Annotated in this window: 11 protein-coding genes and 1 tRNA gene; 11 read left to right on the top strand and 1 reads right to left on the bottom strand. The window is 67.3% G+C overall.

Annotation, left to right across the window (positions count from 1 at the left end; translation table 11 throughout):
- Positions 1-22 precede the first annotated feature (22 nt).
- From M5E06_RS03135 to M5E06_RS03185, 11 genes are all read left to right on the top strand, one after another.
- Positions 23-592, top strand: coding sequence for a TRAP transporter small permease (locus M5E06_RS03135; protein ID WP_199230955.1), 570 nt, complete (start codon positions 23-25; stop codon positions 590-592).
- The gene (locus tag M5E06_RS03140) at positions 589-1,887 is read left to right on the top strand and encodes a TRAP transporter large permease (RefSeq protein WP_252137126.1); all 1,299 of its coding nucleotides are present in this window, start codon (positions 589-591) and stop codon (positions 1,885-1,887) included. Before M5E06_RS03135 ends, M5E06_RS03140 begins: the two co-directional genes overlap by 4 nt.
- Positions 1,888-2,074: 187 nt before the next feature.
- A complete protein-coding gene (locus M5E06_RS03145) occupies positions 2,075-4,126 on the top strand; it encodes a molybdopterin-containing oxidoreductase family protein (protein WP_252137127.1) in 2,052 nt (683 codons plus the stop codon).
- A 242-nt stretch (positions 4,127-4,368) separates the two neighbouring features.
- Positions 4,369-6,165, top strand: coding sequence for a single-stranded-DNA-specific exonuclease RecJ (gene recJ, locus M5E06_RS03150; RefSeq protein WP_252137128.1), 1,797 nt, complete (start codon positions 4,369-4,371; stop codon positions 6,163-6,165).
- A 272-nt stretch (positions 6,166-6,437) separates the two neighbouring features.
- Positions 6,438-7,589, top strand: coding sequence for an IS4 family transposase (locus tag M5E06_RS03155; protein WP_353654323.1), 1,152 nt, complete (start codon positions 6,438-6,440; stop codon positions 7,587-7,589).
- Between the two features lie 187 nt (positions 7,590-7,776).
- Positions 7,777-7,852: transfer RNA gene (locus tag M5E06_RS03160), tRNA-Glu, on the top strand.
- A 151-nt stretch (positions 7,853-8,003) separates the two neighbouring features.
- Complete coding sequence (locus M5E06_RS03165) at positions 8,004-8,288, top strand: addiction module antidote protein (RefSeq protein ID WP_252137129.1); 285 nt, start codon at positions 8,004-8,006, stop codon at positions 8,286-8,288.
- A gap of 55 nt (positions 8,289-8,343) precedes the next feature.
- A complete protein-coding gene (gene dusA / locus M5E06_RS03170; protein ID WP_252137130.1) occupies positions 8,344-9,360 on the top strand; it encodes a tRNA dihydrouridine(20/20a) synthase DusA in 1,017 nt (338 codons plus the stop codon).
- 185 nt (positions 9,361-9,545) lie between these two features.
- Positions 9,546-10,967 (top strand): threonine synthase, encoded by a 1,422-nt coding sequence (gene thrC, locus M5E06_RS03175; RefSeq protein ID WP_252137131.1) that lies wholly within the window; start codon positions 9,546-9,548, stop codon positions 10,965-10,967.
- Positions 10,964-12,223, top strand: a complete 1,260-nt coding sequence (locus M5E06_RS03180) for a M16 family metallopeptidase (protein WP_252137132.1) — start codon at positions 10,964-10,966, stop codon at positions 12,221-12,223. The genes thrC and M5E06_RS03180 overlap by 4 nt, the downstream gene beginning before the upstream one ends.
- A 151-nt stretch (positions 12,224-12,374) precedes the next feature.
- Positions 12,375-12,965 (top strand): GNAT family N-acetyltransferase, encoded by a 591-nt coding sequence (locus M5E06_RS03185; RefSeq protein ID WP_109154971.1) that lies wholly within the window; start codon positions 12,375-12,377, stop codon positions 12,963-12,965.
- Between the two features lie 37 nt (positions 12,966-13,002).
- Here the strand turns inward: M5E06_RS03185 and M5E06_RS03190 are convergent, their stop codons facing one another.
- The gene (locus tag M5E06_RS03190) at positions 13,003-13,269 is read right to left on the bottom strand and encodes a hypothetical protein (protein ID WP_252137133.1); all 267 of its coding nucleotides are present in this window, start codon (positions 13,267-13,269) and stop codon (positions 13,003-13,005) included.
- Positions 13,270-13,281: the final 12 nt, after the last annotated feature.

Consider the following 13,281-nt stretch of genomic DNA (forward strand, 5'->3'; position numbering starts at 1 on the left):
CCGACCGGGAGATCCCCCCGACATGCTCATGAAACTGCTCGACCGCCTTGAGGAGACGCTGATCGCCTCGCTCATGGCGGTGGCGACGCTCGTCATCTTCGCGGCCGTCCTTCACCGTTATCTTTCCGGCGTGCCCTACATCCAGGACTACGTCATCCACTGGAATTTGGCCTGGGCCCAGGAACTGTGCATCTACCTGTTCGTGTGGATGGCCAAGTTCGGCGCCGCCTATGGCGTGCGCACCGGCATCCATGTCGGCGTGGACGTGGTGATCAACCGGCTGCGGCCGGATATCCGCGGCTATTTCGTCATCTTCGGCCTGCTGGCGGGCGCCCTGTTCACCGGCGTCGTCGGCACGCTGGGCGCCACCTTCGTCTACCACATGTCGGAGACGGAGCAGGTGTCGGCTGATCTGGAATGGCCGATGTGGATCATCTATCTGGCGATCCCGCTCGGCTCCTACCTGATGTGCTTCCGCTTCCTTCAGGTCGCCTGGACCTTCATCCGGACCGGCGAGCTGCCCCACCACGATCATGCCCAGGTCGAAGGCATCGACCCGGTCGAAGCCGCGAATGAAGGAGGCCCGGCATGAACGCCGCCATCATCTTCGGGCTGCTGCTGACGCTGATGCTCACCGGCATGCCGATCTCCATCTCGCTCGGCCTGACGGTACTGACTTTCCTGTTCACCATGACCGACGTGCCGATCGCGGCGGTGGCACTGAAGCTGTTCACCGGCATCGAGAAGTTCGAGATCATGGCGATCCCGTTCTTCATTCTGGCCGGCAACTTCCTGACCCACGGCGGCGTCGCCCGGCGCATGATCAACTTCGCCACCTCGATGGTCGGGCATTGGCACGGCGGCCTCGGTCTGGCCGGCGTTCTCGCCTGCGCCCTGTTCGCGGCGGTGTCGGGCTCCAGCCCGGCGACGGTGGTGGCCATCGGCTCCATCATCCTGCCGGCGATGGTCAACCAGGGCTTCCCGAAGAATTTCGGCGCCGGCATCGTCACAACCTCGGGCGCGCTCGGCATCCTGATCCCGCCGTCGATCGTGATGGTGATGTACTGCGTCGCCACCACCGGCCACCCGCAGGCGCCGTCCATCGGCCAGATGTTCCTGGCCGGCGTCGTGCCGGGCCTGATGCTGGCCGCCTTCCTCGGCTTCACCACCTGGTACCGCGCCCGCAAGTACGGCTATCCCCGCCTGCCCAAGGCGTCGGCCGGCCAGCGCTGGCGCTCCTTCCGCGAGAGCTTCTGGGGCCTGCTGCTGATCGTCGTCGTGATGGGCGGCATCTACACCGGCGTCTTCACCCCGACGGAAGCGGCGGCGATGGCCGCGGTCTATGCCTTCATCGTGGCGGTGTTCGTCTACCGCGACATGCCGCTCAGCCGGGTGCCGAAGGTGCTGCTGGACAGCGCCAGCATGTCGGCGATGCTGCTCTACATCATCACCAACGCCGTCCTCTTCTCCTTCGTCATGACGTCGGAGCAGATCCCGCAGGCAATGGCCGCCTGGATCCAGAGCCAGCATCTGGGTGTGTGGGTCTTCCTGCTGGTGGTGAACATCGTGCTGCTGGCCGCCGGCAACTTCATGGAGCCGTCGTCCATCGTCCTCATCATGGCGCCGATCCTGTTCCCGGTGGCGATGTCGCTGGGCATCGACCCGGTCCATTTCGGCATCCTGATCATCGTGAACATGGAGGTCGGCATGTGCCACCCGCCGGTGGGCCTGAACCTCTACGTCGCGTCGGGCATCACCAAGATGGGCATCACCGAACTGACGGTGGCGGTGTGGCCGTGGCTGCTGACGATGCTGATCTTCCTCGGCCTCGTCACCTATGTGCCCGCGATTTCGCTGTGGTTCCCGCGCCTGATCGGGGCCATGTGAACCGATAAGGGTAGACCACAAGTCGTCAGGGGATTTTCTCGTCGAAACGGCAGGGGCCGCGAAGTCCGGAATTGGGCTTCGCGGCCCTTCGTTATTGTACCCATACATTGTTGTGCATTGAAGCGGACGCGCGGCCGGGCCTAAACTTGCGGTCTTCTCCCGCCGCCAGCCAGACCAGAGGTTAGCCTTGCCGGCCCAGTTCCTCCCCACCGCCTGTCCGCACGACTGCCCCAGCACCTGCGCGCTGGAGGTGGAACGCCTCGCCCCCGACCGCATCGGCAAGGTGCGCGGCGCGGCGGAGAACAGCTACACCGCCGGCGTCATCTGCGCGAAGGTCAGCCGCTACGCCGAGCGGGTGCATTCCCCAGACCGGCTGAAGACGCCCCTGCTGCGCAGCGGCCCCAAGGGCTCCGGCCAGTGGAAGGAGATCGGCTGGGACGAGGCGCTGGACCGCATCGCGGATTCGTTCCTGACCGCCGAGCGCACCCACGGCCCCGAAGCGGTCTGGCCCTATTTCTACGCCGGCACCATGGGTCTGGTGCAGCGCGGCGCCATCCAGCGCCTGCGCCATGCCAAGGGCTATTCGCGCCAGACTAGCACGGTGTGCGACACGCCGGCCAACATGGGCTGGCTCGCCGGCTATGGCGACATTCGTGGCGCCGACCCGCGCGAGATGGCGGAGAGCGACCTGATCGTCAACTGGGGCGGCAACCCGGTGGCGACCCAGGTCAACGTGATGACCCATGTCAGCCGTGCCCGCAAAGGCCGCGGCGCCAAGCTGGTCACCATCGACCCCTACCGCACCGGCACCGCCGAAGTTTCCGACCTGCACCTGATGCTGCGGCCGGGCACCGACGGGGCGCTGGCCTGCGCGGTGATGCATGTGCTGTTCCGCGACGGCTACGCCGACCGCGCGTATCTGGACCGTCTCGCCGCCGGCACCGACCGGCTGGAGGCGCATCTCGCCATCCGCACCCCCGAATGGGCGGCGTCCATAACCGGACTGACCGTGGCGGAGATCGAGGCGTTCGCCCGCCTCTACGGCACCACCAAGCGGTCCTACCTGCGCATCGGCTACGGCCTGTCACGCGCTCACAACGGCGCCGCCCAGGTCCATGCCGTGTCCTGCCTGCCGGTCGTCACCGGGTCCTGGCAGCACAAGGGCGGCGGCGCGCTCTACTGCTCGTCCGGCATCTACAAGCTGGACAAGACCCTGTCGGAGGGGCTGGACCGCCTCGACACCAGCGTCCGCAGCTTCGACCAGTCGCGCATCGGTGCGGTGCTGACCGGCGACCCGCGCGACCTGACCAGCGGCCCGCCGGTGACGGCGATGCTGATCCAGAACACCAACCCGGCGACGATCTGCCCGGACTCGGCCCGTGTCCGCCAGGGCTTCCTGCGCGAGGATCTGTTCGTCGCGGTCCACGAGCAGTTCATGACCGACACGGCCAAGCTGGCCGATCTGGTGATCCCCGCCACCACCTTTCTGGAGCATGACGACATCTACCGCGGCGGCGGCCAGATGCACATTCTGATCGGCCGCAAGGTGATCGAGCCGCAATTCGAGGCGCGCGAGAACCACTGGGTCATCTCCGAAGTCGCCCGCCGCGTCGGTGCCGAGCATCCCGGCTTCGGCATGACCGCGCTGGAGATCATCGACGCCATGCTGAAGGCCTCCGACCTTGGTGACGCCGCGACGTTGAGCGAGAACCGCTGGATCGACGCCCAGCCGGATTTCGAGACCTCGCACTTCCTCAACGGCTTCGCCCACCCGGATGACAAGTTCCGCTTCGCCCCCGATTGGGCGGCGCTCGGCCCCTATGGCGGCATGCCGGAACTGCCCGACCACATGCCCCCCGGCCGCGATGCCGACGCGGAGCACCCGTTCCGTCTGGTCACCGCCCCGGCCCGCCAATTCCTCAACACCTCCTTCACCGAGACGCTGACTGCCCAGCGTCGCGAAGGCCGCCCCACCGCGCTGATCCACCCGGATGACGCGACCGGGTTGGGTCTGGCGGACGGCGACGCGGTTCGGTTGGGCAACCCGCAGGGCAGCGTGCTGGTGCATGCCAAGCCCTTCGACGGCGTGCCGCGCGGCGTGGTGATCGTCGAAGGCATCTGGCCCAACAGCGCCTTCGTCGAGGGCATCGGCATCAACAGCCTGACCTCACCGGAACCGATCCCGCCGGCCGGAGGTGCTGCGTTCCACGACACGGCGGTGTGGATGCGGGCGGCGTAAGTTCGGCCATGGATGCCCCCTCCCTAACCCTCCCCCGCCTTTGGCGGGAGAGGGGACTGCCGCCGCTTCGCCATTAAAGCAACGCCGCCAAGCGTCCTGCCCCCTCTCCCGCGAAGCGGGGGAGGGATGGGGAGGGGGCTCCGAAGCCGACGACATCCCACCCCTGCCCACACCCACCCGTGCGCCGCACGCCTATGTCTGCTATGGCTGTGGACCCATCCCAGCGACCGTGCAGCACCGCCATGACCGAAGCCGCCGCCTTTCTCAACGTCGCCAACTCCCTGTCCGGCAAGCGCTGGCAGGCGCGGCCCTGCGACGAGCGGCAGGCGCAGGCGCTCACCCAGGGCCGTGGTTTGCCGGAGATCGTCGGCCGGGTGCTGGCCGCCCGTGGTGTCACCGACGACACCTGTGAAACCTTTCTGAACCCGACGCTCAAGGCGCTGCTGCCCGACCCTTCGCGCTTCCGCGACATGGATCCGGCGGCCGAGCGCATCGCCCGCGCCATTCGCGATGGGGAGCCGGTGGCAGTCTTCGGTGACTACGACGTCGACGGCGCCACCTCCGCCGCGCTGCTGCGCCGTTTCTTCCGCTCGCTCGGCGCCGACATCCGCGTCTATGTCCCCGACCGCATCACCGAAGGGTACGGCCCGAACGCCGCGGCGCTGCTGCGGCTGAAAGGGGAGGGGGTGCGGTTGGTGGTGACCGTCGATTGCGGCATCTCCGCCTTCGCCGCCCTGGAGGCGGCGGCCGACGCCGGGCTGGAGGTGGTCGTCCTCGACCATCACGCCGCCGAACCGCGCCTGCCGCCCGCCGTCGCTCTGGTCAACCCCAACCGGCTGGACGAGGACGGCGCCTATCGCACGCTCTGCGCCGCCGGCGTCACCTTCATCACCATCGTCGCCGTCAACCGTGCGCTGCGCCAGTCCGGCTTCTACCGCGACCGGGCCGAGCCCAACCTGATGGAATGGCTCGACCTCGTCGCTCTCGGCACGGTGTGCGATGTGGTTCCGCTGACCGGTCTCAACCGCGCGCTGGTGGCGCAGGGGCTGAAGGTGATGGCCCGCCGCGCCAATCCCGGCCTCGCCGCCCTGTCCGATGTGGCCGGCGTGAAGGAGAAGCCCGACGCCTACCATGCCGGCTATGTCCTCGGCCCCCGCGTGAATGCGGGCGGCCGGGTGGGCGCGTCCGACCTCGGCGCCCGCCTGCTCTCCACCGACGACCCCATCGAGGCGATGGAACTCGCCCAGCGTCTGGAAGGCCACAACGCCGAACGCCGCACCATCGAGCAAGCGGTGCTGGACGAGGCGCTGGAGCGCGTCGCCGCCGAGGCGGGACGCGAGACCGATCTGGTCTTCGTCACCGGCGCCGGCTGGCATCCCGGTGTCATCGGCATCGTTGCCGCCCGCCTGAAGGAGCGTTACAGCCGCCCCGCCTGTGTCGTCGCCCTGGAGGAAACCGCCGACGGCACCGTCATCGGCAAGGCGTCCGGCCGCTCGGTCCGTGGTGTCGATCTGGGCTCCGCGGTGATCGCCGCCCGGCAGGAGGGACTGCTGCTGGCCGGCGGCGGCCACCGCATGGCGGCCGGCTTCACCGTGGCCGGCGACAAGATCGACGCTCTGCGCGACTTCCTGCACAGCCGGATCTCCGAACAGGTCGCCGCCGCCCCGCTGGTGCCGACGCTGGAACTGGACGGCGCCCTGTCGGTCGGCGGCGCCAGCGTCGGTCTGGTGACCATGCTCGACAAGCTCGGCCCCTACGGCACCGGCAACTCCGAACCGCGCTTCGCCATCGCCGACGCCCGCGTCGTGCGCGCCGACGTGGTGGGCGCCAACCATGTCCGCTGCATCCTGCAAGGCAACGACGGCGCCCGGCTGAAGGCCATCGCCTTCCGCGCGCTGGACAGCGACATGGGCCAAGCCCTGCTGACCGGCCGCGGCACCCCCTTTCACCTTGCCGGCGTGCTGCGCATCGACCGTTGGAACGGGTCGGAGGGTGTGCAGTTGCTGATCGACGACGCCGCGCCTGCGCGGTCGGCGTAGGACGGGGGCGGCGACCGTCCGCCTCTCCGCATGGTTAAGTCATTGGAATTTCCTGCACTTCCCGTCATCCCCGCGGAGGCGGGGATTCAGGCTCTCCAGCGCAAATGCTTACGAAGTCTGGATTCCCGCCTTCGCGCACTGCTGTCCGGGATTTTTGGATGGATTGAAGCTGCACGGCAGACAAAGCCAGAGTTCTGGCCCAAAATCGCAGTCGCCAAACATAGATTTTGAGGTCTGCCGTGCCGTTCCAAGCTAGCGGATTTTTGCGCCTTGTGGAACCTCTGGACCGTCGTGTGGTGAACGGGATTGTGGCGCGGCACCGGGGCAATCATGGGGTTGGGACGGGGGACAAGGGCTGGACGTGCCAGCGGCACCTCAAGGCGATGCTTTTCGCCCAGTTCGCCGGGCTGACGAGCCTTCGCGAGATTGCAGAGGGGTTGGCGGCCCAACCGGCAGGGCTTTACCACACCGGGCTGCGGCCGGTTAGCAAGAGCACGCTCAGCGATGCCTCGGCGGCCCGGCCTGCGGCGGTGTTCCGGGAGATTGCCGAACAGGTCATGGGCGGCTTGGCCCGATCGGCGCGTCAGGAAAGCCGGGAGTTGGTGCGGCTGATCGACGGCTCTGCGATCATGTTGCGGGACCGCCGCTTCGACTGGGCCGAAGCCGATTCTCGTTGCCGTGGCCTGAAGCTGCATCTGGCCTACGATCCGCGGGCGGCGACACCGGTCCATTTTGCCGTGGAAACGCCCAAGCTCAGCGAAATCAAGGTGGCGCGGCGCCTGCCGTTCGTTGCCGGCGCCACCTACGTCTTCGACAAGGGATACACGGATTACGGTTGGTGGCATGAGATCACCATTGCAGGGGCGTTGTTCGTGACCCGGCTGAAGAGCAATGCCCGCCGCCGGGTGGAGCGAACCATCGAGGCGGTTGGCGACACCATCGCAGCGGACCGCCGGGTGAAGATCGGCCATAGGAAGCCGCGCGGCGGCGCGACCAACCCGCTCTACGACACCGAACTTCGTGAAGTGGTGGTGGCGCGTCCGGATAAGGAACCACTCCATCTGATCACCAATGATCTTCACCGGACTGCCCAGGAGATCGCCGATCTCTATAAGGAGCGCTGGCAGATTGAGTTGTTCTTCAAGTGGATCAAACAGAACCTGAAGATGAAGACATTCTTCGGTCGCTCCGAGAATGCCGTCAGAATTCAGATCTACACGGCATTGATTGCCTTCTGCTTGTTGCGCCTGTTCCAGAACACCTACGCCAAAAACCACGTTGGCGGTGCGAAGGCTCTCAAGGTCAGGCTCAAGGTTGCACTCTTCGAACCTTTCGACACCACCAATCGCTGTCCGACAACGCCACGGCCACCGCAAAAACGACCCCCAGACCGCCAACTCAGCCTCAAACTGGCCGAGACCTGAAAATCCCGGACAGCAGTGCGCCTTCGCGGGAATGACGGCTGATGAAGCTGCCCACCCTGGCAGGTCTCCTGACGCTGCCTCGCCGTGACCGACATGATCCCACGCGTTCAAAAAAGTATCGGAGGATGCGAAAAAGCGCTTGCGCTCTCCGGCTCCGATCTTTAGAAAGCGCGTCACCGCGAACGACGTCCCCGTCGTCTAGAGGCCTAGGACACCGCCCTTTCACGGCGGCGACACGGGTTCGACTCCCGTCGGGGACGCCACTCTCTCGGTTCATGACTTAAGCCCCGCCTTGTGCGGGGCTTAGTCGTTTTTGCGCTAAGACCTTGACCGGCTGCCTACTCTGGAAGACGTTTTCTGCTGATCGACGCTCTTAAGTCCGACCCGCTCTACGGCCCGGTAAAGGAGGAGAGCATGGCTCAAACCGAGACTCGTCCCTGGGATATCGTCGACAGCCTGGACAGTGACGAGCGCATTGCAGCCTATCTGGACGCGGTGCTGGAGGACGGTGATCCGCAGCTAATCGTCGCGGCACTCGGCGACATCGCCCGCGCCAAAGGAATGACGGAGGTCGCCCGTAATGCCGGCCTTGGCCGCCAGAGCCTCTACAAGGCCTTGTCGCCAGATGGCAATCCGGAATTTGCGACGGTCCTCAAGGTCATCAAGTCCCTCGGCCTCCGCCTGACCGTCAGCCCATAGCGCCTTGCCTGCCGCTTACCGCTCTCCTGTTCCATTTTACCGGCCCGCACCCGACATGACCACCACCCCCGCGATCCCCCTCAGCGTCGCCCCGATGATGGACTGGACCGACCGGCATTGCCGGTACTTCCACCGTCTGCTGTCGCGCTCGACCCTGCTCTATACCGAGATGGTGACCACGGGCGCCGTGCTGCATGGCGATCGCGAGCGGCTGCTGGGCTTCGACGCGGCGGAACATCCGGTGGCACTCCAGCTTGGCGGTTCCGACCCGGCCGATCTCGCCGCCTGCGCCCGCATCGCCGAGGAATGGGGCTATGACGAGGTGAACCTGAACGTCGGCTGCCCCAGCGACCGCGTGCAGTCCGGCCGCTTCGGCGCCTGCCTGATGGCCGAGCCCGATCTGGTGGCCCGGCTGGTCGGTGCCATGCGCGAGGCCGTGTCAATCCCCGTCACTGTCAAGTCGCGCATTGCCATCGACGAGATGGAGGAATGGCCGACGCTCGATCACTTCATCCGCACCGTCTCCGCCGCCGGCTGCACCCACTTCATCGTCCATGCCCGCAAGGCGTGGCTGAAGGGCCTCAGCCCCAAGGAGAACCGGGACATCCCGCCGCTGCGCTACGACCTCGTCCACCGGCTGAAGGCGGAATACCCGCACCTCACCATCGCCATCAACGGCGGCATCAAGACGCTGGATGAGGCCGAGGAACATCTCGGCAAGGTCGACAGCGTGATGATCGGCCGCGCCGCCTACGAGACCCCCTATCTGCTGGCCGATGCCGACCGCCGCCTGATGGGCGGCGAACCCGGCCCCGATCGCCACGCGGTGATCGACGCCATGCTGCCCTACATCGAGGCGCGCATGGCGCGCGGCACGCCGCTCTCCTCCATCACCCGCCACATGCTGGGCCTGTTCCAGGGCCTGCCCGGCGCCCGGGCCTACCGCCGCCACATCGCCGAGAATGCCCACCGCCCCGGTGCCGGGCCGGAGGTGCTGCAACGCGCCGCCTCCCTGGTGCGCCGCCGCACAGCCGACGAGGGGGCCGACGAGGCGGTGGAGGAGGCCGCGTGAGTGGCTCCGGCCCGGATGGAACACTGAACACACCCCGGAAAACTGTTTCACGGCGTTCCAAACGTTCCATCCAGAGCCGCCACGCACCCCCAACCGGACGGAATATGCGCCGTGCGTCCCGCACCGCTTGCGTGCGGGCGGGGTCCTCGCTAACTATGCCCTCTTCATCGGACGGAGTGTAAGCGGTGCGGTACGTCAGCACGCGGGGCGCGGCCCCGGTCTTGGGTTTCGAGGACGTCCTTCTTGCCGGGCTGGCGCGCGACGGCGGCCTCTATGTGCCGGAGACTTGGCCGCAATTCACGGCCGACGACATCCGCGCCATGCGCGGGCTGCCCTACAGCGAGATCGCCGTCCGCGTGATGCTGCCCTTCCTGGGCGGTTCTATCGCCGAGGACGAGTTCCGCGCCATCGTCCGTGACGCCTATGCCAGCTTCGACCATGCCGCGGTGACCCCGCTGGTGCAGGTCGACCCGACCACCTGGGTGCTGGAGCTGTTCCACGGTCCCACCCTGGCCTTCAAGGACGTGGCGCTGCAACTGCTCGGCCGCCTGTTCGACCATGTGCTGGCCAAGCGCGGGCAGCGGGTGACCATCGTCGGCGCCACCTCCGGCGACACCGGCTCCGCCGCCATCGAGGCTTGCCGCGACCGCCAGAACGTCGACATCTTCATCCTGCATCCCAAGGGCCGCACGTCCGAGGTGCAGCGCCGGCAGATGACCAGCGTGCTGTCGTCCAACGTCCACAACATCGCGCTGGACGGCACCTTCGACGATTGCCAGGACCTCGTAAAGGCGATGTTCAACGACGGCGCCTTCCGCGACCGGATGGGGCTGTCGGCGGTGAACTCGATTAACTGGGCGCGCATCATGGCCCAGATCGTCTATTACTTCACCGCCGCGGTGGCGCTTGGCGCACCGGACCGCAAGATCGCCTTCACCGTGCCGACCGGCAATTTCGGCAACGTCTATGCCGCCTATGGCGCCCGCGCCATGGGGCTGCCGGTGGAGACGCTGGTGGTCGGTTCCAACAGCAACGACATCCTGGCGCGCTTTTTCGCCAGTGGGAGCATGGTCGCGGCGCCCGTCGTGCCTACCTTGTCTCCCAGCATGGACATCCAGATCTCTTCCAACTTCGAACGGCTGCTGTTCGACCTGCTCGACCGCGACGGCACCGCGGTGACGGAGGCGCTGAACCGCTTCCGCACCGAGGGCAAGTTCGCGGTGACCGACGCGCAGCTCGCCCGCGCGCTGGCCATCTTCTCCGGCCACCGGGTGGACGAGGCCGCCACCATGGCGACCATCGCCGAAGTCTGGAAGGGCAGTCTGTATCTGCTCGATCCGCACACGGCGGTCGGCATCGGGGCGGCCAAGGCCGCGGTCGCGGCCGGCCGGGTCGATCCGTCCGTTCCCATGGTGGTTCTCGCCACCGCCCATCCCGCCAAATTCCCCGACGCGGTGGAGAAGGCGACCGGCCGCCGGCCGGAGCTGCCGCCGCGCCTGTCCGATCTTTATGGGCGCGAGGAGCGCCTGTCCGAACTGCCGAACGATCTGGCGGCGGTTCAGGACTTCGTCATCGCGCGCGCCCGCGCCGCCCAGGAGGCCGCATGAGTTCCATTCGTGTGACGACGTTGCCCAACGGGCTTCGCGTCGCGACCGACACCATGCCCGACGTGCAGTCCGTTTCGCTCGGCTGCTGGGTCGGGGTGGGCACCCGCAACGAGGCGGCGAGCGTCAACGGCGTCGCCCACCTCGTCGAGCATATGCTGTTCAAGGGCACCCGCCGCCGCTCGGCCTTCCGCATCTCCGAGGAGATCGAGAATGTCGGCGGTCAACTGAACGCCTACACCACCCGCGAGCAGACAGCCTATTACGCCAAGGTCCTGCACGAGGATGCGCCGCTGGCGCTCGACATCCTCTCCGACATGATCCAGCACTCCACGCTGGACGCCGAGGAGTTGGTGCGCGAGCGCACGGTGGTTCTGCAGGAAATCGGCCAGAGCGCCGACACGCCCGACGACATCATCTTCGATCATTTCCAGTCCACCGCCTATCCGGGCCAAGCCATCGGCCGTCCGGTGCTGGGCTCCGCCGAGATCGTCGGCGCGCTGCCGCGCGAAGCGCTGGTCGACTACATCGCCGGCCATTACGGCGCCCCCGGCATGGTGCTGAGCGCTGCCGGCCGGATCGAGCATGACCGGATGGTCGATCTCGCATTCAAGGCCTTCGGCGACCTGCCGAGCGGTGCGCCGCCCAAGCCGGAGTCCGCCAGCTACACCGGCGGCGACTTCCGCGAGGACCGCGACCTGGAGCAGATGCACCTCGTGCTCGGCTTCGACGGGGTGGGGGTCCATGATCCGGACTTCTACGCCCATTCGGTGCTGTCCACCCTGCTGGGCGGCGGCATGTCGTCCCGCCTGTTCCAGGAGGTGCGGGAGAAGCGCGGGCTGGTCTATTCCATCTACACCTTCACCGGCGGCTACCATGACGGCGGCCTGTTCGGCGTCTATGCCGGCACCGGCGAGGATGAGGTGGCGGAACTGGTCCCGGTCGTCTGCGACGAGATCGCCAAGGTCGGCGCCGACGTGACGGAGGACGAGGTCGCCCGCGCCCGCGCCCAATTGAAGGCCGGGACGCTGATGGCGCTGGAAAGCACCATGTCACGCTGCGAGCAGTTGGGTCAGCAGATCCTGATCTACGACCGCCCGGTTCCGGTGGAGGAGATCGTGGCGAAGATCGACGGTGTCGACCGCGATGCCGTGGTCAAGGCCGCCACCCGCCTGCGCGCCAGCCGCCCGACCGTCGCCGCTCTCGGCCCGATCGCCAAGCTAGAAAGTTACGACCGCATCGCGGAGCGTCTCGCCTGACGATGAAGACGGTGGCCGCCACCCCTCTCCCCCCGCAATTTTCCCCCTCTCCCCCCCGGGGAGAGGGTCGGGGTGAGGGGGAAGCACTGCGTGGATCGTCCGGCCAGCGGATCCCTCTCTTCCAAAGAGTGGTGGGAAGGGTGGTCGCTCAATGATCCGCCTCCTCGGCAGCGGCCTCATCAGCCCGCCCGCGGTCCGTCTCGACGGTCCGCATTGCTACATCCGGCCGCCGCTTCCGCGGGACTGGCGGGAATGGGCGGACCTCCGCGCCGCCTCGCGCGCCTTCCTCACGCCCTGGGAACCCACTTGGCCGGCCGACGCCCTGACCCGGACGGCCTTTTCCCGGCGGCTGCGGCGTCAGGCGCAGGAATGGCGTGACGATCTCGGCTACAGCTTCCTGATCTTCGACCGCGCGACCGACGCGCTGGTTGGCGGACTCGGCCTGACCAACATCCGTCGCGGCGTCGCCCAGATGGGGACGCTCGGCTACTGGGCCGGCCAGCCCTATGCCCGCAACGGCTATGTGTCGGGCGGCACCCGGCTGGTTCTGGAATTCGCCTTCGGGCAACTAGGCCTTCACCGGGTCGAAGCCGCCTGTCTGCCCACGAACTTGCCGAGCCGCGGCCTGCTGGAAAAGGTCGGCTTCACCCACGAGGGCTACGCACGAGGCTATCTGCGCATCGACGGCGCATGGCGCGACCACGTCCTCTACGCCATCCTGCGGGAGGAATGGCAGGGCTGATCGAAGCGCCTCTGCACTCCATCCCGCTTGGCAGCGGTTACTTCGACGGCTGGTTGTTGCCGTGAGCATCCTGCTGCTGGTCGGTCTTCTTCTTGGCCTCGTCCTTCTTCTTGGCTTCGTGGTGGCCTACCGCGCATCCGACGGCGGCACCCGCAACCCCGTGGCCCGACCCGACCATATGGCCGGCGACGCCGCCAACGGCCGCTCCCTTCACGCACCCCTTGGCTTCGGCCGGGTGAGGCAGGGCGGCGATGCCGCCGGCCAGGACGGCGACCGACAAAGCGGCAATGACTGTCTTCATCATGGCTGATCCTTC

The sequence above is a fragment of the Azospirillum sp. A1-3 genome, assembly GCF_023806445.1.
Classification (GTDB): Bacteria; Pseudomonadota; Alphaproteobacteria; order Azospirillales; family Azospirillaceae; genus Azospirillum.

Bases quoted from the DNA above. Each gene is read 5' to 3' on its own strand.
- M5E06_RS03135 (WP_199230955.1), top strand. From the start codon at position 23: ATGCTCATGAAACTGCTCGACCGCCTTGAGGAGACGCTGATCGCCTCG.
- M5E06_RS03140 (WP_252137126.1), top strand. From the start codon at position 589: ATGAACGCCGCCATCATCTTCGGGCTGCTGCTGACGCTGATGCTCACC.
- recJ (WP_252137128.1), top strand. From the start codon at position 4,369: ATGACCGAAGCCGCCGCCTTTCTCAACGTCGCCAACTCCCTGTCCGGC.
- M5E06_RS03165 (WP_252137129.1), top strand. From the start codon at position 8,004: ATGGCTCAAACCGAGACTCGTCCCTGGGATATCGTCGACAGCCTGGAC.
- dusA (WP_252137130.1), top strand. From the start codon at position 8,344: ATGACCACCACCCCCGCGATCCCCCTCAGCGTCGCCCCGATGATGGAC.
- M5E06_RS03180 (WP_252137132.1), top strand. From the start codon at position 10,964: ATGAGTTCCATTCGTGTGACGACGTTGCCCAACGGGCTTCGCGTCGCG.
- M5E06_RS03185 (WP_109154971.1), top strand. From the start codon at position 12,375: ATGATCCGCCTCCTCGGCAGCGGCCTCATCAGCCCGCCCGCGGTCCGT.
- M5E06_RS03190 (WP_252137133.1), bottom strand. From the start codon at position 13,269: ATGATGAAGACAGTCATTGCCGCTTTGTCGGTCGCCGTCCTGGCCGGC.